Source organism: Nocardia blacklockiae (assembly GCF_015477355.1).
Classification (GTDB): domain Bacteria; phylum Actinomycetota; class Actinomycetes; order Mycobacteriales; family Mycobacteriaceae; genus Nocardia; species Nocardia blacklockiae.
The window spans coordinates 51,288-72,265 of record NZ_JADLRJ010000008.1 but is presented as its reverse complement, the minus strand read 5'-3'; the positions used below and the strand labels follow the sequence as shown (position 1 = coordinate 72,265).

22 protein-coding genes are annotated in these 20,978 nt (G+C 68.3%); 15 read left to right on the top strand and 7 right to left on the bottom strand.

Features of this window, described 5'->3' with window-relative positions:
• Positions 1-15: 15 nt before the first annotated feature.
• The gene (gene typA / locus IU476_RS23605; RefSeq protein ID WP_195103526.1) at positions 16-1,932 is read right to left on the bottom strand and encodes a translational GTPase TypA; all 1,917 of its coding nucleotides are present in this window, start codon (positions 1,930-1,932) and stop codon (positions 16-18) included.
• A gap of 179 nt (positions 1,933-2,111) precedes the next feature.
• Between typA and IU476_RS23600 the strand changes: the two genes are divergently transcribed.
• Entirely contained in the window at positions 2,112-2,288 is a 177-nt protein-coding gene (locus IU476_RS23600) for a hypothetical protein (RefSeq protein WP_195103525.1), read from the top strand.
• Between the two features lie 21 nt (positions 2,289-2,309).
• Positions 2,310-2,603, top strand: a complete 294-nt coding sequence (locus tag IU476_RS23595) for a 4a-hydroxytetrahydrobiopterin dehydratase (protein WP_195103523.1) — start codon at positions 2,310-2,312, stop codon at positions 2,601-2,603.
• Here the strand turns inward: IU476_RS23595 and IU476_RS23590 are convergent.
• Positions 2,545-3,909 carry a mannosyltransferase gene (locus tag IU476_RS23590; RefSeq protein WP_195103521.1) on the bottom strand — a complete coding sequence of 455 codons (1,365 nt, stop codon included), beginning with the start codon at positions 3,907-3,909 and terminating at the stop codon, positions 2,545-2,547. The two genes, IU476_RS23595 and IU476_RS23590, sit on opposite strands and share 59 nt — an antisense overlap.
• 212 nt (positions 3,910-4,121) lie before the next feature.
• Here IU476_RS23590 and IU476_RS23585 point away from each other — a divergent pair, with 212 nt between their 5' ends.
• Both IU476_RS23585 and IU476_RS23580 read left to right on the top strand, forming a co-directional pair.
• Positions 4,122-4,928, top strand: coding sequence for an Rv1157c family protein (locus IU476_RS23585; RefSeq protein ID WP_228824199.1), 807 nt, complete (start codon positions 4,122-4,124; stop codon positions 4,926-4,928).
• A gap of 193 nt (positions 4,929-5,121) precedes the next feature.
• The gene (locus IU476_RS23580; protein ID WP_195103516.1) at positions 5,122-5,436 is read left to right on the top strand and encodes a hypothetical protein; all 315 of its coding nucleotides are present in this window, start codon (positions 5,122-5,124) and stop codon (positions 5,434-5,436) included.
• Positions 5,437-5,448: 12 nt separating this feature from the next.
• Here the strand turns inward: IU476_RS23580 and IU476_RS23575 are convergent, their stop codons facing one another.
• The 3 genes from IU476_RS23575 to IU476_RS23565 all read right to left on the bottom strand — a co-directional run bounded on the left by IU476_RS23575 (position 5,449) and on the right by IU476_RS23565 (position 8,352).
• The gene (locus tag IU476_RS23575) at positions 5,449-6,171 is read right to left on the bottom strand and encodes a DUF1906 domain-containing protein (protein WP_195103513.1); all 723 of its coding nucleotides are present in this window, start codon (positions 6,169-6,171) and stop codon (positions 5,449-5,451) included.
• Between the two features lie 205 nt (positions 6,172-6,376).
• Entirely contained in the window at positions 6,377-7,504 is a 1,128-nt protein-coding gene (locus IU476_RS23570) for a hypothetical protein (RefSeq protein ID WP_195103511.1), read from the bottom strand.
• Positions 7,505-7,749: 245 nt separating this feature from the next.
• Positions 7,750-8,352: a CHAP domain-containing protein gene (locus tag IU476_RS23565; protein ID WP_195103509.1), complete on the bottom strand. Its 603-nt coding sequence runs from the start codon at positions 8,350-8,352 to the stop codon at positions 7,750-7,752.
• A 152-nt stretch (positions 8,353-8,504) separates the two neighbouring features.
• Here IU476_RS23565 and IU476_RS23560 point away from each other — a divergent pair, with 152 nt between their 5' ends.
• The 5 genes from IU476_RS23560 (at position 8,505) to IU476_RS23540 (ending at position 12,907) form a co-directional block, all read left to right on the top strand.
• A complete protein-coding gene (locus tag IU476_RS23560; protein ID WP_195103949.1) occupies positions 8,505-9,155 on the top strand; it encodes an ABC transporter permease in 651 nt (216 codons plus the stop codon).
• Positions 9,148-10,329, top strand: a complete 1,182-nt coding sequence (locus IU476_RS23555; protein WP_195103506.1) for an ABC transporter ATP-binding protein — start codon at positions 9,148-9,150, stop codon at positions 10,327-10,329. The genes IU476_RS23560 and IU476_RS23555 overlap by 8 nt, the downstream gene beginning before the upstream one ends.
• Positions 10,326-11,084, top strand: a complete 759-nt coding sequence (locus tag IU476_RS23550) for an ABC transporter permease (RefSeq protein WP_195103504.1) — start codon at positions 10,326-10,328, stop codon at positions 11,082-11,084. The genes IU476_RS23555 and IU476_RS23550 overlap by 4 nt, the downstream gene beginning before the upstream one ends.
• Complete coding sequence (locus tag IU476_RS23545; RefSeq protein ID WP_195103502.1) at positions 11,081-12,076, top strand: glycine betaine ABC transporter substrate-binding protein; 996 nt, start codon at positions 11,081-11,083, stop codon at positions 12,074-12,076. The genes IU476_RS23550 and IU476_RS23545 overlap by 4 nt, the downstream gene beginning before the upstream one ends.
• Before the next feature lie 144 nt (positions 12,077-12,220).
• Positions 12,221-12,907, top strand: coding sequence for a respiratory nitrate reductase subunit gamma (locus IU476_RS23540; protein WP_195103501.1), 687 nt, complete (start codon positions 12,221-12,223; stop codon positions 12,905-12,907).
• Between the two features lie 3 nt (positions 12,908-12,910).
• Here the strand turns inward: IU476_RS23540 and IU476_RS23535 are convergent, their stop codons facing one another.
• Positions 12,911-14,281, bottom strand: coding sequence for an ABC1 kinase family protein (locus IU476_RS23535; RefSeq protein WP_195103499.1), 1,371 nt, complete (start codon positions 14,279-14,281; stop codon positions 12,911-12,913).
• 165 nt (positions 14,282-14,446) lie between these two features.
• Between IU476_RS23535 and IU476_RS23530 the strand changes: the two genes are divergently transcribed.
• The 3 genes from IU476_RS23530 to IU476_RS23520 all read left to right on the top strand — a co-directional run bounded on the left by IU476_RS23530 (position 14,447) and on the right by IU476_RS23520 (position 17,487).
• Positions 14,447-15,076: a TetR/AcrR family transcriptional regulator gene (locus tag IU476_RS23530; protein ID WP_195103497.1), complete on the top strand. Its 630-nt coding sequence runs from the start codon at positions 14,447-14,449 to the stop codon at positions 15,074-15,076.
• Positions 15,077-15,328: 252 nt separating this feature from the next.
• Positions 15,329-16,666 (top strand): PucR family transcriptional regulator, encoded by a 1,338-nt coding sequence (locus IU476_RS23525; RefSeq protein ID WP_228824197.1) that lies wholly within the window; start codon positions 15,329-15,331, stop codon positions 16,664-16,666.
• A 227-nt stretch (positions 16,667-16,893) separates the two neighbouring features.
• Positions 16,894-17,487 carry a hypothetical protein gene (locus IU476_RS23520; protein ID WP_195103495.1) on the top strand — a complete coding sequence of 198 codons (594 nt, stop codon included), beginning with the start codon at positions 16,894-16,896 and terminating at the stop codon, positions 17,485-17,487.
• On the opposite strand, the gene IU476_RS23515 is transcribed toward IU476_RS23520, so the two are convergent.
• Positions 17,459-18,046 carry a TetR/AcrR family transcriptional regulator gene (locus IU476_RS23515; protein WP_195103493.1) on the bottom strand — a complete coding sequence of 196 codons (588 nt, stop codon included), beginning with the start codon at positions 18,044-18,046 and terminating at the stop codon, positions 17,459-17,461. The genes IU476_RS23520 and IU476_RS23515 overlap by 29 nt on opposite strands.
• A 69-nt stretch (positions 18,047-18,115) precedes the next feature.
• Between IU476_RS23515 and IU476_RS23510 the strand changes: the two genes are divergently transcribed.
• From IU476_RS23510 to IU476_RS23500, 3 genes are read left to right on the top strand one after another with little or no spacing between them, the layout of a single operon-like run.
• A complete protein-coding gene (locus IU476_RS23510; RefSeq protein ID WP_195103490.1) occupies positions 18,116-19,009 on the top strand; it encodes an NADP-dependent oxidoreductase in 894 nt (297 codons plus the stop codon).
• Between the two features lie 56 nt (positions 19,010-19,065).
• Positions 19,066-20,049, top strand: coding sequence for a type IV toxin-antitoxin system AbiEi family antitoxin (locus IU476_RS23505; protein WP_195103488.1), 984 nt, complete (start codon positions 19,066-19,068; stop codon positions 20,047-20,049).
• Positions 20,042-20,878, top strand: coding sequence for a nucleotidyl transferase AbiEii/AbiGii toxin family protein (locus tag IU476_RS23500; RefSeq protein ID WP_195103486.1), 837 nt, complete (start codon positions 20,042-20,044; stop codon positions 20,876-20,878). The genes IU476_RS23505 and IU476_RS23500 overlap by 8 nt, the downstream gene beginning before the upstream one ends.
• Positions 20,879-20,978 lie beyond the last annotated feature (100 nt).

Sequence of the window (20,978 nt, the reverse complement as noted above, 5' to 3'; positions counted from 1 at the left end):
CGCGCCCGCACCCCGCTAGGCGTTCTGAGCGGCGCGATCGCGCGCCTTGCGGCGGGACAGCTCGCGCGCGCGTTCGGTGGCGTTCAGGATGACCTTGCGGACGCGGACGACGTCCGGGCCGACCTCGACGCACTCGTCGCCGGCGCAGAACTCCAGCGCCCCTTCGAGATCCAGCACCATCGGGCGGGCCAGCGTCTCCAGCACGTCGCCGGTGGAGCTGCGCATGTTGGTCAGCTTCTTCTCGCGGGTGACGTTGATGTCGAGGTCCTCCGCGCGCGGGTTGATGCCGACCACCATGCCCTCGTAGGTGTCGGCGCCCGGCTCCACGAAGAAGGTGCCGCGGTCGGCCAGCTGCAGCATGGCGTAGGGGGTGACGGCCCCGGCGCGGTCGGACACCAGCGAACCGGTGTGCCGCGCGCGGATCTCCCCGGCCCACGGCGCGTACCCGTGCGAGACGGCGTTGGCGATGCCGGTGCCGCGGGTCTCGGTGAGGAAGTCGGTGCGGAAGCCGATGAGCCCGCGCGAGGGCACGATGAATTCCATCCGGACCCAACCGGATCCGTGGTTGGTCATCTGCACCATCTTGCCCTTGCGCGCGGCCAGCAGCTGCGTGACCGCGCCCAGGTGCTCCTCGGGCACGTCGACGGTCAGCTCCTCGTAGGGCTCGTGCACCTTGCCGTCGACGGTGCGGGTGACCACCTGCGGCTTGCCGATGGTGAGTTCGAAGCCCTCCCGGCGCATGGTCTCCACCAGGATGGCCAGCGCCAGCTCGCCGCGGCCCTGCACCTCCCAGGTGTCGGGGCGGTCGGTGGGTAGCACCCGCAGCGACACGTTGCCGACCAGTTCCTGGTCCAGCCGGGCCTTCACCAGGCGGGCGGTGAGTTTGGTGCCGCCGTTGCGGCCGGCCAGCGGCGAGGTGTTGATACCGACGGTCACCGAGATGGCGGGCTCGTCGACGGTGATCCGCGGCAGCGCGAGATCCTCGCCCGCGGCCACCTTCTCCTGGTCGGCCAGGGTGTCACCGATCATGATGTCGGGGATGCCGGCCACCGCGACGATGTCGCCGGCCACCGCCTCCTCGGCCGGATTGCGTTCCACGCCCACGGTTTTCAGCAGTTCGGTGATCTTCACGTTCTTGACGCCGTCGGCGCTCATCCACGCCACGTTCTGGCCCTTGCGCAGGGTGCCGTTGTGGATGCGCAGCAGCGCGAGGCGGCCCAGGAACGGCGAGGCGTCGAGGTTGGTGACGTGCGCCTGCAGCGGCGCGGCGGGGTCGCCCTTGGGCGCGGGCACGCACTTCAGCAGCACCTCGAACAGCTCGTCGAGGTTCTCGGCGTCGGGGGCGTTGCCGTTCTCGGGACGCCGGGTGGAGGCCTTGCCCTCGCGGCCGGAGGCGTAGAGCACCGGCAGGTCCAGGGCCAGCTCGGCCGCCTCGGAGGCCTCGTCGTCCAGGTCGGAGGCGAGGTCGAGCAGCAGGTCGTGGGACTCCTCCACGACCTCCTCGATGCGCGCGTCGGGACGGTCGGTCTTGTTGACGACCAGGATCACCGGCAGCGACGCGGCGAGCGCCTTGCGCAGCACGAAACGGGTCTGCGGCAGCGGGCCTTCCGAGGCGTCGACCAGCAGCACCACGCCGTCGACCATGGACAGCCCGCGTTCCACCTCGCCGCCGAAGTCGGCGTGACCCGGGGTGTCGATGACGTTGATCACGGTGACGCTGCCGTCGGCGTTGTGCCGGTGCACCGCGGTGTTCTTGGCGAGAATGGTGATGCCCTTCTCGCGTTCCAGGTCACCCGAGTCCATCACCCGGTCGACCGGCTCGGCGCGCTCGGCGAACGCGCCGGACTGCCGGAGCATCGCGTCGACCAGCGTCGTCTTGCCGTGGTCGACGTGAGCAACGATCGCCACGTTGCGGAACTCGACAGACGACACGTGAAATCCTCCTGCTGATGAGATGGTTGCCGGCCAACCCTCGCCGTAGAGGGTCCGTGCAAGACAGGTGGACGAGTGACTCACCGGGCATGCGGCCAGCTACACAGTACCGAAACGGCCGACGCGCTCGGTCGGCCCGGGGAGGCACCCGGCCCACTTGTTAGGTTAAGCTAACCTGCATGGGCAAGGTCAAGGCCAAGCAGGTGTCCCGCCTGAAGCCTAAGAAGAAGTGCTGTCGCAAGAAGACGCGCTGCGTGAAATGCCCTGTGGTCATCATGCGGATGAAGAAGGCCGAGTCGGCCGGCGTCTGCGGAAAAGGCCTGAAGAAGTATCTGAAGCAGGCGCGTGCGGCCTGAGCCGAGGGGTAGAACCGGGGTATGAGCACCCCACTACTGTCCGACGACGAACTCGCGGCCGCACTGCAGGATCTGCCGGAGTGGACCCAGACCGGCAACAGCATCGCCCGCACCGTCGAGGCCCCGTCCTTCCTGGCGGGTATCGAGCTGGTGCGCCGGGTGGCAGGCGAGGCCGAGGCCGCCAACCATCATCCCGACATCGATATCCGGTGGCGGCGCGTCACATTCACCCTGTCGACCCACTCCGAGGGCGGGCTCACGGGGTTGGACGTCCAGCTGGCCCGGACGATCGACCGGCTGGCTCAGGAGAGCTGACACCGGCGTCCTCCGGCGGCGCGGCCCGGCGCGCCCGGATCACCCACAGATAGAACGCCACCACCCCGATCGCGTCGACCGCGCCGAGCCAGGACAGGATGCCGGGCCGGGAGATCGTCCAGATGGTCGGCTGGAAGAACGAGAGCACCCACGGCAGCCCGATCAGCGTGGTCACCAGCCAGTACCCGGCGAGGATCCGCGCACCGGCGACCGCGCGCAAAGGGCCGTACAGCAGCCACAGCACCAACGGCAGCAGCCACACCCAGTGATGCGACCAGGAGATCGGCGACAACATCAGCCCGAGCAGCTGCACCACCAGCAGCGCGCCCAGCCGGTCCCCGGAATCGAGTGCGCGCCAGGCGAAGTAGGCCAGCACCGCCACGACGACGGCGCCGGCCAGCCACCACGGACCGAACGGCAGTCGGTGCCCGGCGACGTGCCAGGGCGCGCCGACGTCGTAGCCCAGGATCCGGGTCAGCGCGCCCCGCAGCGACTGGTTCCACACCGAGCCGACCGGCCCGATCCGATTCGCGTCACCGATCAGCGGCCCGAAATAGGTGCGCGTCTCCCCCGGCGAGATCGCGTAGCTCACGCCGATGGTCGCCGCGAAGACCACCGCCGCCCACACCGCGCTCGCCCACCGGCGCTGCGTCAGGAAGTACAGCCCGGTGACCGCGGGCGTCAGTTTCACTCCCCCCGCGACCCCGACCAGCAGGCCCGACAGCCACCACGCCGTGTAATAGGCCGCGGCCATGCCCGCCAGCACCAGGAACACGTTGACCTGTCCGTAGTCCATGGTGGTCCGGGTCGGTTCGAGCCACAGCCCGACCGCGGTCCACGCGATCGCGGCCGTGCGCCAACGGCTTTCCCGCGCCGCCGCCCCGAGCAGCAGCGCGAAGCTGATCCGCACCACCGCGTACAGCGCCGCCGCGATCAGCAGCAGCCACGCCACCGCGACCAGCGTGAACGGCAGGAAATGCAGCGGATAGAACACCACGGCCGCGAACGGCGGATAGGTGAAGGGCAGCGGGAAGTCGGGCGTCTTCTCCGCGTAGGTGTAGTCGAAGAGGTGGCCGCTGCCCAGACTCGCCGCGCCGTCCACGTAGACGTGCAGGTCGACGAGGTTCATGCCGTTGGGCGCCAACAGCATCCACAACATCCGGGCCAGCACCGATAGGCTCAGCGCGGCGAGGGCGATCCGGCGGGGGTGTCGGTTCACGGCGCGCAGACTTTCGGTTCGGGTGGCAGGCGTGGAACAGATTACCGGCGCGCGTGTCGGCCCCCCGCAGCGCCTATCTTGTAACATTCGCATCACCGTTCACTCCAGTAACAACGAACTGGAGTTATCGTCTCAGCACAGCAAGGACCGAACACGCTCGGCTTGTGAGATCGCACCACGGCTGTACAACACGGCAGCTCTATCCCTAAAGTGACGCAAGCGATGCGGCCGCATCGCCGGAAGTACCCGAGGTAAGGACGGCTACACCAGTGCTTCGCACCAGAGGATCGCGGTTCGCAATGTCCGCGCTGGCTCTCGCTGCCGGCGCCACTGTCGCCGCGTCGACCGCGGTCGCTGCTCCGGCGCCGAAGCCGCAGGCACCCGCGGCCGTCCCGCTGATCCCCGAGGGCGTGCCGATCGACGCGATCGCCAACCTGGCGCCGGCCATCGTCGGCGCGGCGGCGCAGGCGTCGAATATCGCCTCGCCCGCCCAGCAGGGCATCCTGGATCAGGCGCAGCAGATCCTGAACTCGGCCAATCTCCCGCCGCAGGTCAAGGCGGCGCTGCAGGCCATCATCAAGTTCCTCGACGGCAGTGGCGGCGGCGGCCCCGAGATCCCGGAGAACGGCCCGGCCATCGCGCAGTTCCTGTACCCGACCATCGGCCGCGGCTGCATCGGCCCGGGCGCCGACTCGGTCGGCACCGCACTGGCCGTCCCCGGTCCCGCCGAGCTACCGCCGCCGGGTCCCGCGGCCGGGCAGACCGGCTTCGTCTTCACCGCGCTGGGCACCAAAGGCCTGACGCCGCAGCAGAATCCGCCGATGACGGTGCAGTGGCTCAACCTGGACACCCGCCGCACGGCCATCCAGCCGCTGACCGACGAGGCACACATCAACCCGGACGGTCCGGCCACCCTGACCGCCATCGCCGACACCGGCCCCGGCCGCGTGATCGCGGTGGTCGCGGGTTCGCTGACCACGCAGCCGGCCGCCGACGAGGCGCCGATCTCGTGCTCGTTCCTGCCGACGGTGGGCTTCTTCGTGGTCCCGCAGACCGCCCCGGCGGCGCAGGCGCAGGCGCCCGCACAGGCCCAGAGCCAGCACTGAGCCGACCCCCTACGCGAACCGGGCCCGGAGCCGTCGCCAACGCGACACTCCGGGTTTTTCGCGCGCAATAGCCGTCCCGCGCGCCTTCGGCTGTGGTAGACCGCTAGTCATGGCGACTGTCGATCAGCTCCAACGATCCGCAGATTCCACACAGCCGGTGCGCCCGCTCCGGGGCCGTGCCGGCAGATCGGTCATGTCCCGGCGATCCCACAAATCGGTGTTGTCGACGCGGTCGAACCGATCGATCCTGTCGATCCGCTCCGAGGGCTCGATCCTGTCCATCGGCTCGGCCTATTCGATCCTGTCCGTCGGCAGCGTGGGCTCGGTGCTCTCGATCGGCTCGATCGGCTCGTTCTTCAGCCTCGGCTCGGCGTTCTCGGGCTTGTCCCGGTGGTCGCTGTTCGCCTGGATGGGCGTGCGTGAGGCACCGGAGGAACGCCCGACCCTGTCGGTCGTCGCCGACGAGCCCGACCTCTGCGCCGACCCGACCTGCCACTGCCAGACCTAGCCCGGCGGGCGGTCACCACCACTGGCCGTACTCGGGGGTGAGGATGGCGTTCACGTCGACGCCGACGCCGCCGACCGAGCGTTCGTCGATCTCGAACTGGTGCAGGTTGGCGGCGGGGTGCACGAAGCCTTCGGGGGTGCCCCAATCGTGTTGCCAGAACCAGGAACCCAGGCCCGCGGCCCGGGCGAGTTCGATGGTGGGCGCGTTGGCGTAGACACCGACGTTCTCGGTGCCGAGGACCGACTGCCAGCCCGTCAGGTAGGGCGCGATCATGGTGGCGAAATCGGCCGCGGAGGGGTTGTCGTCGATGGAGGCGTAGATGGGCGCTCCGTCGGGACCGCCCGCCTCGCGGTGTAACTGCAGGCCGCGCTCGGCGTGCTTCTTGCCCGCTTCCAGGCCGCCGCGCCAGTCGGCCGTCTCGCCCTTGCCGTACTGGTAGCAGGACACGATCGAGAGACCGGCGGCGCGCAGCGCGTCGACCTCGCGGGCCAGCAACGGTTTTCCGGCCATCCACTCCGCGCCCGGACGCCGATCGGACACGTAGCGGATCACGCCGACATGCCCGGCTTGGCGGATCGCGTCGGCGGCGGGCACCGCTCCGGCGTAGTCCAGCAGGGTGCCCAGCTGAGCGCCCGTGGCGGTGGCGGCCGGTGCCAGGGCGGACAGTCCGGCGGCCGCGGCCGCACCGGCGGCCATGCCGAACAGGCTGCGCCGGGAAATCGGAATGGAACGCATCGACGTGCTCCTTCGCGCGGTAGCTGACCCGAAACCGGCCGGCGTACACGGCCGGAGCAAACACCAGCGTGCCCGGCGCACCTTCCCCAAGCCGTTCGCGCGCCGGGAGCCTCGAACGTCGACTCATTTCACCACATGCACACAGGAACCGCCAGGCTCATAGAACACATCAATCACATGTGCCCCATGCGACCTTCGCTTCCGCTCAGGCGGCCCCGTCTATGCGGGCGCGTACGTCGATGGTGCGGAAGGAGGGGTCGGCCAGTTCTGCGCGGATGGCCGAAGCGACCTGGGTGGCGATCTGCTGGCGAATGTTGCCGACGCGGCCCAGCGCCTTGGCGCGCCAGCCCTCGGCGTGCAGGTCGACCGAGATGGTGTGCGGGTCCGGTGCGGCGGCGTCGATGACGATCAGCAGCGGGTCGGCGGCGCGGACGATCAGCACCAGCGGGATCTCCACCTCGGCGCGATAGCGGTTGGACTTGAGCACGTCGACCGTGATGTCCAGCGCCACCGGGATGGTCAGGTCGAACGACACCGGGTCCGCGCCCGGCCGCTCCGCCAGCCGCGGCACCCGCACGCTCCCCGTCACCTCCACCGTCGCCGCCTCGCGCGGCCCGGTGCGCAGCGGGCCGATCTCGATGGACCGCCCGGCGAGGCCGTCCACCACGGCACGCACCCGCTCGGGGGTGACGATGAGCGGGAAGAAGCGCCGACCGAATTCGTCGTAGCCGATCCACTCGAAGTTCTCCCGGGTCAGGTGCTTCGAGCGGGTGCCGTTCAGGATGGCCTCGACGTCGAACACCCGCCCGCGCCGCGCGGCGGGATCGGCGAGCATGCCGTTGAGCCGGTTGGCGACCTCCCGCTGCACCAGCACCGCGATGGGATCGAGCAGCAACTCGAAGGCCGCGCCGATGGCCTGGGCACGCACCACGAAGCTGACGTCGCGCGCCGAGACCGGCGGAATATCGATCACGATCAGCAGCGGATCGGTGGTGCGCGCGTGCAGCGTCAGATCGATCTCGACGATCGCCTCCAGCCGCAGCTTCTGACCGCCTAGCGTGATGGTGACGTGCAGCGAGACCGGCACCAGCACCTCGAAGGTGACGTGCGGCCCGCTGCGCGCGATCACCGGCTTGCCCACCGCGCCCTCGGCGACGAATCCGGCCAGCCCGGCGGGCCCGACCGAGAACGGGCCGATCGCCATGCCCCGCCCGGCCATGCCGGAGACCGCGGCCTCGATCCGGGCCCGCGTCACCGCGTGCTTGACGAAACGCTCGCCGAAATCGGCGTACTCGATCCAGGTGAACGAATCGTGCGGAGTGGACTGTCGCATGAGCTCCCGAAACCTCGCCGTGCGGATGGTTTGCGCGCCCATTCACTCTGACACCCCCGAGCGCGGCGCCGGACGTGAGCTCACCCACGTCGTGCGATGCAGATCCCCGTCCTGCCGATGAGGGGGCAGCAGGACAGGGACCGCGACGGCGGCGCTGCCGGGCACCGCCGGGTTCATCGTAGGCCGAGATGCGCGCCGGGCACCTCACCTACCAGTCGTAGATATCCCCCGGAGGCGGATACGTTTCACCGGCGACCGAACCCGACCATACCCGGTACCGAGGCCCGGACGTAATGGTGAATTCTGATATCTCCCTGCTCGTTTCCGCCGATCGTGGTGAGGGTGGCGGCGTCGGCGGCGAGCACGATGTTCGTGTGCTGACCGAACGGACTGCTCGCGTCGTAGAGCACCACGTCTCCGACGCGCGGCAGATACCCGCTGTCGGCGGCCTCGAACGACCCCCGCGCCTCGAAGTATTCCCGCAGCGTGGCGACCCCGGGAATGCGCCACGAGCCCGAATTCGGGTTGTCCAGCGGCTGCCCCGCCGCGCGCAGCACCCAGCTGACGAAGTCGGCGCACCACGGTTCCTCGACGCCCTCCGCGTATTTCGGGCCCGCGCCGGGCCGGGCGAACTCGGCCCGCAGCACCGCCACGACCCGGGCCTGCTCGGGATCCAACCCGCCCGGATCGATCTCGGGAAAGGCCGTCAGCCGCGCACCGGCGAGCGCCTCCCGGCCCGCCTCGTGCTGCCACCACCGCACCCCGGCGAACAGCGCGATCGCCAGGACGACCACCGCGCCTACCACGAGCCATCGGAATCGGTTGCGCGCCCGCGTGGTTTCGATCATCCGCCTGCCCCTCCCCGACCGTCCTCGGCCTCCACAGACTAGGACGATCGGGCGGGCCCCGCGGTTCCCGCGACAAACACCCGAAATGCCCTCGCGTGCCTTCTGTGTCGATACACTCGGCCCCGGACGTCGGAGAGGCGGGAGGGCGAATCCTGGACACGCTGTGGACTTTCGTCGTCGATCATCGAATCCAACTGCTGACCGACTCGTACCTGCACGTCTCGGCGGTCGTGCAGGCGGTGTTGCTCGCCACCGTGGTGGCCGTGCTGGTCGGCATCGCGGTCCACCGCAGCCCGTGGGGTTCGGCGCTGTCCACCGCCGCCGCCAGCATCATCCTGACGGTGCCGTCGTTCGCGCTGCTGGGCCTGCTCATTCCCGCGCTGGGTCTCGGTGTGGCGCCGACCATTACGGCCCTGGTGCTGTACGCGCTGCTGCCGATCCTGCGCAACACCATCATCGGGCTCGCGGGCGTGGACCCGGCCGTCGCCGATGCCGCCCGCGGCGTGGGCATGAACCGGCTGCGCGTGCTCGCCCGGATCGAGCTGCCGCTGGCCTGGCCGTCGATCCTGGCGGGCATCCGGGTCAGCACCCAGCTCAGCATGGGCATCCTCGCCATGGCGGCCTACGCCAAGGGCCCGGGCCTGGGCAACCTGATCTTCTCCGGCCTGGCGCGGCTGGGCAGTCCGACCGCGGTGCCGATGGCGCTGACCGGCACGGTGCTGATCATCCTGCTGGCGCTGGCGCTCGACGCCGTACTCGTCCTCGTCGGCCGTCTCACCACCCCGAGGGGAATTCGTGACTGAATCCACCGCCGCGGAGCATCCCCGCGCCGAGATCGTGCTCGACTCGGTCACCAAACGCTATCCGGGACAACGGGAACCGGCCGTCGACAACATCTCGCTCACGGTTCCCGCCGGCGAGATCGTGGTGTTCGTGGGTCCGTCGGGCTGCGGCAAGACCACCACGATGCGGATGATCAACCGCCTCATCGAGCCGACGTCGGGCACCATCACGATCGGCGGACGCGACGTGACCACCGTGAACGCCGATCAGCTGCGCCGTCAGGTCGGCTATTCGATCCAGCAGGCGGGCCTGTTCCCGCATCTGACGGTGGCGCGCAATGTCGCGACCGCGCCCGGACTGCTCGGCTGGGACCGCGCCCGGATCGCCGCGCGCGTCGACGAGATGCTCGAGCTGGTCGGCCTGGACCCCGGCACCTTCCGCGACCGGTATCCGCGGCAGCTGTCGGGCGGGCAGCAGCAGCGCGTCGGCGTGGCCCGCGCGCTGGCCGCCGACCCGCCCGTGCTGCTGATGGACGAGCCGTTCGGCGCGGTCGACCCGATCACCCGCGGCCTGCTGCAGGACGAGCTGCTGCGGTTGCAGGCCGAGTTGCACAAGACGATCGTGTTCGTCACCCACGACTTCAACGAGGCGGTCAAGCTCGGCGACCGAATCGCGGTGCTGGGCAACCAGTCCCGCATCCTGCAGTACGACACGCCCGCCGCGATCCTGGCGGAGCCGGCCGACGAGACGGTGGCCGGTTTCGTCGGCGCCGACGCCGCGCTCAAGCAGCTCACCCTGGTCCGGGTGCAGGACGTCGACCTCGGGCAGTGCCCCACGGCCGTCGAGTCCGACCCGGTGGACCCGCTGCGCGACGCGCTCGCCGCGCGGGAGTGGAAGTGGGGCCTGGTCCTCGACGACCAGCGCCGGCCGCTGCGCTGGGTGTCGGATGCGCTGCTGGCGCAGGCGGATTCGCTGCGGGCGGTGGGGCTGCCCGTCACCGGCACGGTGGCGCTGCGCTCGTCGCTGCAGGAGGCGCTGGAGGCGCTGCTGGCCGAGAGCACGGCGCACGCCGTGGTCACCGGCCGCCGCGGCGAATACGCCGGGCTGATCACCATCGACACCCTGGTCGCGCACCTGTCCGACATGCGCGCCGAACACGCTTCCGCCACCACGGATCCGGGCGACCCGACATGAGCGGCGGCACGCGCCACACCGAGCGGCGGGCCGAACTCATCCGCCTGTACGCCCAGCCGGTGCTGGCGCTCGCGCTGGCCGGCGGTGTGCTGTGGTGGGGTTTCCACCGCACGCTCACCGCCACCCAGCAGGCCAGCATGAACGCCGACAACATCGCCACGGCCACCCGCCAGCACGTGGTGATCACGGCGACCGTCATCGCCATCGTCGTGGTGCTGGCCGTGCCGCTGGGCACGCTGCTGACCCGGGGGCGATACCGGCGGCTGGCCCCGCTGTTCGTGGGGGTCGCCAACATCGGCTCAGCCGCGCCGACGATCGGCCTGATCGTGCTGACCTACCTGTGGACGGAGAAGACGGGGTTCTGGGTCGGTGTCGGGCCCATCGCGCTGTACTCGCTGCTTCCGGTGCTGCGCAACACCATCCTCGGCTACCAGCAGGTGGATCCGATGCTCGTCGACGCCGGTCGCGGCCAGGGCATGTCGGCGCTGACGGTGTTGCGCCGCATCGAGTTTCCGCTCGCGGTGCCCTACATCCTGGCCGGGCTGCGCACGTCGCTGGTGCTGGCGGTCGGCACCGCGACGCTGTCGTTCCTGGTCAGCGCGGGCGGCCTCGGCATCCTCATCGACACCGGCTACAAGCTGCGCGACAACGTCACGCTGTGGGTGGGCGCGCTGCTCGCGGTCGCGCTGGCGCTGCTGGTGGACTGGCTGGGCGCGCTCGCGGAACGGTTCCTCGGCCCGAGGGGGCTGCGATGAGCGGCACGACGCGACGCCGGACGGCGTGGACGAGGCTCGGCGCGGCACTGGCGGCGCTCGGGCTGCTGCTGACGGGCTGCGGACTGGAGGCCGGCGGCGCGGTGCCGCTGCGCGTCGGTCCCGGCAGCATCCGCCCGGTCCCCGAGCTGGACGGCGTGCGGATCATCGTGGGCTCCAAGGACTTCACCGAGCAGATCATCCTCGGCTACCTGCTCGAATTCGCCCTCAGCGCGGCCGGTGCGGAGGTCCGGGACCTGACCGCGATCACCGGCTCCAACAGCCTGCGCGACGCCCAGCTGCACGGCCAGGTCGACATCGCCTTCGACTACACCGGCACCGGCTGGATCAACTACCTCGGCAACGAGACGCCGATTCCCGACTCGGTCGCGCAGTTCGAGGCGGTGCGCGACCAGGATCTCGCGAAGAACGGCATCGTCTGGTCCGACCTGGCGCCGATGAACAACACCTACGCGCTGGTCACCGGGGTGGACAGCCGGCAGCGGACCGGCGCGGCCACGCTGTCGGACTACGCCCGCCTGGTGAACACCGATCCCGCGACCGGATCCACCTGTGTCGGTACCGAATTCAGCGTCCGCCAGGACGGGTTCCCGGGCCTGGTGCGCAAGTACAACGTCGACACCGGCAAGGTGAAGAAGCAGGTGATGCAGGACGCGCTGGTGTATCCGGCGACGGCGAACGGCACCTGCCAGTTCGGTTCGGTGGCCACCACCGACGGCCGCATCCCGGCGCTGCGTCTGCAGATCCTCGACGACGACCTCGGATTCTTCCCGAAGTACAACGCCGCCTTGGTGATGCGCGAGGCGTTCGCCGACGCCCACCCGCAGGTCGCGGAGGTCATGGCGCCGATCACGCGGCTACTCACCAACGAGAGCATCACCGAACTCAATCGCAAGGTCGATGTGGAGGGCCGCGAGCCCGCCGACGTCGCCCGGGACTGGCTGGTCGAGCAGGGCTTCGTCACCGCGCGCTGAGCCGGCGCGCGTTCCCGCGGCAATGGGGGCCGCGGTACCCCGGGAATACGCACTGGTAGGTGTCTTTGGCCCCTAGCTCGGAATTTGCGCCTCTGCGAGCGTGGTCGCACCAACACAATCCCCTACGGAAGGCGATGACGGACCGTGACGGTGCTGGTGTGGATCGCTCTGCCCTACTGCGCATTTCTGTCCTTCGTCCTGGGCAATGTGTGGCGATTCCGCCACGACCGCTTCCGTCCCGCGCTGACCGGACCCGACACCGACCGGCTGGAACGCTACGGCGCCACCGCTTTTCGCGTGGGCGTGCTACTCGTGCTGGCGGCCCGGATCACCGACGTGATCGCCTCCGGGCCGCACGACCACCCGCCCGACGCGGTCTTCGCCGTGCTCGTCGCGGTCGAGATGACCGCCGGGCCGACCGCCGCGGCGGGTGCGGTGCTGCTGTTCCTGCCGTCGATGATCTCGGCCACCAACCGGCCGCCCGTCACACCCCTGGATCGAATGACGTTTCCGGTCCTGACGGCGGTCGTGCTGTCCGGCATTCTGGTCCGTTTCGACCCGAGTTCGACCGACGGAAACTACCGGGCCGCGGAAACCATTTTCGTCTGGACCCGTTCACTTTTCACCCTGAGCCCGAACACCGAGGTCATCGCGCACGCCTCGGCCCTGTATCAATCCCGCGCCCTGATCGTGATGCTGCTCGTGGCCATCTGGCCCTACACCCGCCTCGCGGGCATCTTCGCGGGCCCGGTGGTGTGTTTCGTCGCCCGACGCCGCAGTGAACTCGCCCGTTTCGTGCCGCTGCCCGGCAATTCCGGTATCGGCTTCTGACCTCTAGCGGCTCGCTTTCCACAGCGCCGCTTCGCGGCCGATGTCCGTGGCGGGCGGCTCGTCGTAGAGCCATTCCCGAGCCAGCCGATGCCAATTGTTGGTGGAGACCAGCTGGCCGAGCGCGGCGAAGGTGAACAGGTCGGCGCGACGGGAGAACACGTGTTCCGCGGGCAGTCGCTGCTGCCGCATGCCACGGAATTGCGCCGCGCGCGGATCGATGGCGAGAACGACCGCGCCGGTGGCCAATTCGGGGGTGATGGTCAATTCTTCGTCGAGCAGGTGCCAGCCCGCGGCGGCCCAGACGTATTCCAGGCATTCCTGCGGCGTGACGCCCGCGTCCGGATCGATGATCCCGCGCCCGACCCACATGTCGTACAAATCCTGCGCCCGGTGCTCGCAGGCCGCCCGCATGCCGGTCCGCTCGAGTTCGACGTGCGCCGGATCCATGCTGTTGTAGAGCCCGAAGTCGACGAATCCGAGCCGGCCGTCGGCGGCCAGCAGCACATTGCCGGGATGCGGATCGCCGCAGAATTCGTAGTCCGAGAAGATCGGGCTGACGTAGAAGCGGTAGATCAGCTCGCCGATGCGGTCACGGTCGGCGTCCGGTAGCTCCCGCAGCTGCTGAAAACTCTTGCCCTCCAGGAATTCCGTCACCAGGACGTGGTGCCCGCAGAATTCCTCGATGCTGTCCGGCACGGTGATGAACGGATGATTCCGGTAGCGGGTGGCCACGCGATGCTGGGTGCGGGCCTCGCGCACGTAATCGAGTTCGCTGCCGATATTGCGCGCGATCTCGTCCAGCACGTCGTCGTCGGCCGCGCTGGGCAGAATTGATTTCCACAGTCTGCTGATCATCGCCAGATTGCGCATGTCCGCCTCGACGGCCTGGTCCACACCCGGATACTTGGCTTTCACCGCGACGGTCCGCCCGTCGTGCAGCGTGGCCCGATAGACCTGGCCGATCGAGGCGGCGGCAATGGGTGTCTCGTCGAAATCCGCGAAAACGCGGGCGAGCGGGCCGAGATCGTCCTCGATCACCTCGCGCATCTGCTCGAACGGCACCGTCGGCGCCTGATCGCGCAACTCGGCGAGCTTGAGCCGGAACATCTCCCGATGCGATTCCGGCAGCAGGTCGACATCGAGCACCGACAGCATCTGGCCCAGCTTCATCGCCGCGCCCTTCATGCCGCCGAGCACGGTGACGAATTGCTGCGCCGCCTGCAGTGTGGAGCGCTCGGCCAGGACCGCGCGGGCGTGTTCGGGCCGGCCGATCATCGATATCCGGGTGCCGACGCCGCGAATCGCCTGTCCCGCCGCCAGGCGGCCCAACCGGCTTCCGCGCGTGATCCGCCCCTTCGGCACTCGACCGACCACTACCGCACCTCCATTGGCGACGCTGCCTGTTCCATCCACCACATTCCACCCCATCGCGGCGACGCCGGAGCCCGAATTCGCTGCCCCAATTCGCTGTCCCCGGCGCGGCGGTGCGCTTAAACTGAGCGACGCTCATCTTCCAACGACCGCAGGCAGGGGAGCACGATGCCGCCGAAAGCCGTGGGTCAGCGTCGCCGCCCGACCCAGGACCGCGCCAAGGCCACCCGGGAACACATCCTGGACACCGCCGCCGACCTCTTCGGGGAACGCGGCATCGCCAACACCTCGACCAACCGCATCGCGGCCGAGGCCGGGGTCAGCATCGGCACGGTCTACCGCTACTTCTCGGACCGTTCGGTCATCGTCGAGGAACTGCTCGGCCGCCTGCTCGAGAACGTGGAGCGCCGCTTCACCCAGCGCATCTTCGGCATGTCGGACAAGCCGATCCTGGACATGGTGACCGGCATTCTCGAGGTGATCAGCGACGAGCTGGTGGCCAACGCGCAGCTGGTTCGCGCCTTGGTCGCGGGCGTGCAGTTCTACAGCAGCGGCATCCCCGAATTCGAGCCGCGGCTGCGCCTGCTGGTCAAGGTGCTGGTGATCCAGATGCTCGGCCCGGGCGACGACCACGAGTACGACGTCATGACGTTCGTGCTGATCAACACCGGTTTCGCCGCGGTGCTGCGGGTCTCGGCCCTCGATGTCGACGCCCAGCAGCGCAAGGAGGCCATCGCCATGACCGCGCGGATGATCACCGCGATGGCCGAGGCGGAGATCAAGAGCCGGGCGGCCTGAGCACCGACGCCTACCGTGCCGCACGAATCGAGCCACCGAAAAGTGAGCCCGTAGCCAACTATCCGCACGACGAGCACTCCTTCCGCCTGGCTTCTTCGGCGCGTTTTACCTGATGAACGATGGTTTTCGGGTGCGGCCGAGAAAGTTCAAAGAAGAGTAGAAGGTGAGCGGAAACTCGGCTTAACGTTTGTGGCAGAGCAAACAGCGAGTACTGACCACCTCGTCTCGCTGCAGGTGGAAGGAAGGTCGCCGATGAAAGCCGACATGTCCAACAACTTGGGCCTGACCTACTCCGGTACCCCGTTCTCCACGCCGTTGAAGGACGTGCGGGCGCTGTCTCGTCAGATGGTGGGGCACTTCGTGGAGACCGTCGCGCCGTGCCGCACGCTGCCCGGCGACGCCATCCACGGCGACGTCACCTCCATCACCCGGCTGTGCCTGGAACTGGCGGTCAGCATGCTCGACGGCGCGGATGTGCCGGAGAAGACCCGCAAGCTCGAGGACACCGCCGCGCAGTGGGCGCGGGAGGGCGTGCCGATCGACACCATTCACCACGCCATCCACGAGGGTTTCCGGCTGGGCCTGGATCTCGTCGTCACCAGCGCCACCAACAGCTACCGGCGCACCGTCGACGGCGACGAACAGATGCTGGCGCTGCGCCGGGAGGACTACGACAATCTCGTCGGCGCGGCCAAGATGGTGGTCGACATGCTCGACACCATGACCACCGCGGTCTCGAAAGCCTATGTGCGCGAGCTGCGTTCGGTGGTGAGCGAGCACCACACCGCCGTGCACACGCTGACCTCCGCGCTGCTCGGCGGGCGGCCCACCTCCACCATGGCGCGCGAATCCGGCATCGAGATCGCCGAGCGGTACCACGTGCTCGCCTTGGCCGTGCCGCCGCACCCGGAGGAGAGCAACCCGATGCTGGACGGCGCGGTCGTCGCGCGTCGCAAGCTGCGGCGGGTGCAGGCCGCCCTCGCGACGGGCCTGCCCGGGGACACCGCGCTGTCGCTGCTCAGTGTCGACGGCGGCACCCTGCTCATCCCCGCCACCGACGACGGCGCGGAGCTCGACCGGCTGGTCGACACGCTGTCGCAGGCGGCGCAGGTGCCGATCACCGCGACGGTGGTCACCGCCGACACCCACGACATCCCCTCGGCCGCCGACCGCGCGCACCAACTGCTCGACATGGTGCACCGGCTCCGGTTGGTGCGCGGCCTGTACCGCTTCGACGATCTGGCGCTCGAATACCAGCTCACCCGGCCCGGTCCCGGCCGCGAGCACCTGGGCACGCTGCTCGACCCGCTCGACCCGCACCCGGAACTGCTCGACACGCTGCAGCGGCACATCAGCAACAACCTCAACCGCCAGCGCACCGCGCACGCGCTACACATCCACACCAACACCGTCGATTACCGCCTCAAGCGCATCGCCACCCTCACCGGCTGCGACCCCACCCAGGCCAGCGGCCTGTGGTATCTGCGCTCGGCGCTGGTGGCCCGCAGCTACCGCCAGACCAGCCAGCCCTTCACCGCCGAATTGACGGTCGCCAGGATTCCGGTGCGCGACCGCGCCGACACGCGGTAGGGCGCGACATTGCACGCCCGTCTCGGAATTGCGCCGAATATCGGCGCAATTCCGACACCGGGCGGGGTTTCGGGAGCGGGTTGCGTCGTTCCGGTGCCGAATCTCGGGTGAGCGGATATCGTCTCGCATCGCCGCTACGAGAGAGGAAGCCCTTGACTCAGCCCGAAATGTCCTTCCCGCCGGTCGAGCCTCCTTCTTTTCCCGATACCCAGCCGGCGAAGTCGGGCATGTCGCGGCGGAAGCTCGCGGTGCTGGCGGGGGCGGTGCCGCTGGGTACCGTCGCCGTCGGCGCCGCGTACTACCTGCGGGAGAACGGTGAGGTGCAGTCCGCCGCAGTTCAGGGCGCTGCGCATCCGGAGGGCTCCACGGGCGGCTACGGCACCATCCCGACCCAGGCCGCACCCGCGCCGGGCCTCGCTCCCGAGATCTCCCGGATCGGAAGTCGGCACATTGCCGCGCTGCACTCCATTCACCTTTTCCTGGACCATATGGCGAACTATGGGCCGGAGAACCTGGACGGCTATTTCGCCGGGGCGATAAATTTCGCGACGGGCGCGTATCGTCAGCACCTGCTCGACACCCACGACGCGACGCGCAATTTCTATCTCGCCACGAATCGGCGCAGCCAGTTGCTCGAATTCAATTGCGGGCTGCGCGCGATCACCGGGACGGTCGCGCTCGGCATCGGGTACGTCAAACAATCTGTCACCAGCGACCTCACCCCCAACCCGGATGTCTCGCTGACGGCCTCGGTGACCACCGCCGAGGAGCAGCCCGACGGCCGCTGGCTGGTCAGCGACCTGAAGCTGATCTCGGCTTAGCGACTTCCCAAGCGGCCTCGATCATTTCGAAGATCTCGTCCACCGCGGCTTCGGGGTCGGGGGCGGTGCGGGCCAGCGAGTGGGCGTCGATCACGAATCGCGCGATCGTGCGGCAGGGCGTGGTCGTCTCGCGCAGCTCCAGGTCGGCGGCGATGGCCGCGGCCAGTGTCTCGGCGTGCCGCAGCCGCATCGACTCCTCGTACTGCCGCAGCGCGGGCGATTCGTCGACCATGCGCCAGATGGTCGCGCCGCCGGCCGTGCAGTGCCGCACCATGGCGTGGATCTCGCGCCGCAGCGCGGGCATCAGCGGCTCCCCCGGCTCCCGGCTCGAAACCGCTTGCGCGAGACGCTGTTCGAAGTTCTCGTCCTGCTCGAACACCAGCGCCTCTTTGGCCGCGAAGTGCGAGAACAGCGTCGTCACAGCGACATCGGCGGCCGCGGCCACGTCGCGAATGCCCACCGCGTCGTACCCGCGCTCGAGAAAGAGCCGCAGGGCGGTGTCGGCGATCTTCTGTCGGGTCGCGGCCTTCTTCCGCTCGCGACGTCCGGGCACGGTCATAGGGGGACACTATCAGATACAAAAGCGTAACTGTTTCAAAATACTAACCGTTAGTGTTATGGTCGGCGCATGAAGAGAGTGAGCTTCGCCGAGTTCGGCGGCCCGGACGTGCTGCGACTGACCGAGGTCGAGGAGCCCCACGCGGGCCCCGGCCAGGTACGCATCGCCGTGCGGGCAGCGGGCGTGAACCCGGTCGACTGGCGGATCCGCGAGGGCCAGTTCGCCGCCGCCCACCCGATGGACCTGCCCGCCGGAGTGGGCCAGGACGCCGCCGGGGTGGTGGACGAGGTCGGTTCGGGCGTCGAGGGAATCGCTCTGGGCGACAACGTGTTCGGCGAAGGAACGAACACCTACGCCGAATTCGCCGTCCTGTCGGCCTGGGCCCTCATGCCTGACGGCCTCACCTACGAAGAAGCCGCGGGCTACCCCTCGGTGGTCGAAACCGCCCTGCGCATCCTCGCCGAGGTCGGCATCCAGCCCGGCCAAACCTTGCTGGTCAGCGGCGCTTCCGGCGGCGTCGGCTCGGCAGTACTCCAAATCGCCCGAGCCCGCGGCATCAGAGTGATCGGCACCTCGAGCCCCGCCAACCAGGACTACCTCCGCGAACTAGGCGCTCTCCCAACCACATACGCCCCCGGCTGGCCCGCCCGAGTCCGAGCCCTCGGCCCCATCCACGCCGCCCTCGACCTAGCCGGCTCCGGCGTAATCCCCGACCTCATCGCCCTCACCGGCACCCCCTCGAAGGTCCTCACCATCGCCGACCTCACCGCCCCCACCCACGGCGTCCACTTCTCCGGCGGAGCAGGCAGCATGCCCACCGCCCTCACCGAAGCCACCACCCTCATCACCCAGGGCAAACTCCACATCCCCATCGAAAAGACCTACACACTGTCGGAGGCCGCGCAGGCCCACGCCGACAGCCAGGCGGGGCATACGCGGGGGCGTCGGGTGATCGTCATCTGAACCTGCGGCTCGGTCTCGCGTTCAATATCTTGGCCTGTTCAATTATAATGAACAGCATGAGCGATCGAACACAGCACCTCGAGATCGAACGCTCGATGACCCGGGCGTTATCGGAGTTCGCTGTCGACTTCCACGTAGAACGCTGGATGCCGGACGAGACGGCACTGGTCACATGCAGTCGCCGAGGCTCCGGCACGACCTATCGGATGGCGTGGCTACCCGAGCCGACCTTGTCGGAATTGTCCCGTCTCGACAGCCGCGACCGAACCCACCGACTGTTGGTCAGCGGCCCTCGCATCAGTAGTCGCACGGCCGATGCCCTGCGTGACGCTCGTATCGACTACGTCGATCAGGCGGGCAATGCACACCTGGAATTCGGTCCCGTACTGATCGACATCCGGGGCCGCCGCCATCATGAGATCCGGTCGAGCCGCCGACCCGCTGATGCCAACCTCTTCAGTGCCAAGCGGATGCAGGTCATATTCACCTTGCTCACATGGCCGGATATCGCCGGCATGCCGGTACGCGCGATTGCCGATGCGGCCGGAACCTCGGTAGGCATCACGCAGTCGACACTCGAAATATTGAAGGACGCGGACTTCCTCTCGGGTCGATCGCTACATCGGCGCGAGGAACTCCTCGATCTGTGGGTTGCCGCGTTCCGGGGCTCCTTGCTCCCGAAACTCAGAGATGTCTCATTCGAAGGCAAGCTGACACACTGGTCACCCCCGCCAGGGTACTTCGTCAGCGGCGAATCTGCTGTCGAAAACATCCGAAACCCACAAACGCTGACGGTGTACGTGAAAAACTTCGACCCGATGGAGGCGGTGAAAAATGGATGGCGCAAGTCCGATGATCCGAACATTGATATTCGCAAAAAATTCTGGAACGAGCCTCGTGGGTTGTCCATATTCGGTCGGCGCCCGATTTTCGTGAAGTCGGCGGCACCATCGATTCTGGTTTACGCGGACCTCGTCGCGTCGAAAGAACCGCGACAGTCGGAGGTAGCGAAAGATTTGAGGAGAGAACAACTTGTTTGACCCCGCGCGTATCGGTTCGCAACCGTTGGACCTGATCGACAGGGTGGTAGCCGAGCTCGTCTCGAAAGGCGAGGCGAACGCTACGTCGCTCATGGTCATCGGGGCGCATTGCCGTGACCTACTGCACACGGCATTCGGTCGGACCGAACTATTGCGCGCGACGGTCGATGTGGATATCGCCCTCGCGGTTCACGGCCACGAGGAGTACAAACAAATCACTTCGACGCTCCGCCGAGCCGGCACAAACCATCTTCGTTACTCGATCGCAGGAATAGCCGTCGATGTCGTGCCGTTCGGAGATATCGAGGATCCTGCGGGTACCACGTACTTGTCGGGCCGGACGGAACCGGTCGATGTATTCGGCTTCCGTGAAGCTTTCGATGCATCGATCGAACTGCCATTGCCGAGCGGTCATCAAGTTCGGTTGGCATCTCCAGCCGGCTACGCCGCACTCAAGCTGAAAGCATGGTGCGATCGTTCAGCGAACGGCGAATACAAGGACGCGGTCGACATTTCCACAGCATGTGGCTGGTACCAGCAGGACGAGGATATCCGATCCAGTCTCTACGAGCTGGACGGAGGACATGTCGACTTACTGCTTCGCGCCGAAATGAATGTCGAGCTGGGCGCCCTCCACCTTTTCGGCGAGCATATATCCGACACTCTCGGCCATTTGCGTGTTCGGGAGCTGGCTGCGGCATGGAATCGCACGAATCGTGAAATACTGGCCACGTATTTCGCCCGAGAACGATCGAGAGCAAATCCCGACCACAGGGCGGCGCTCGACGCGATATCAGCCCTGACCAGTTTCCTGGGATCAGACCGGTAGGCCTCCGGACATGTCCGGAGGCAGAGCCACAGCAGACCGCGATGTGCCGACAGGAACGAAATCACGGACGGCGAGCTGGGGAACAAGTAAGGATGGCCCG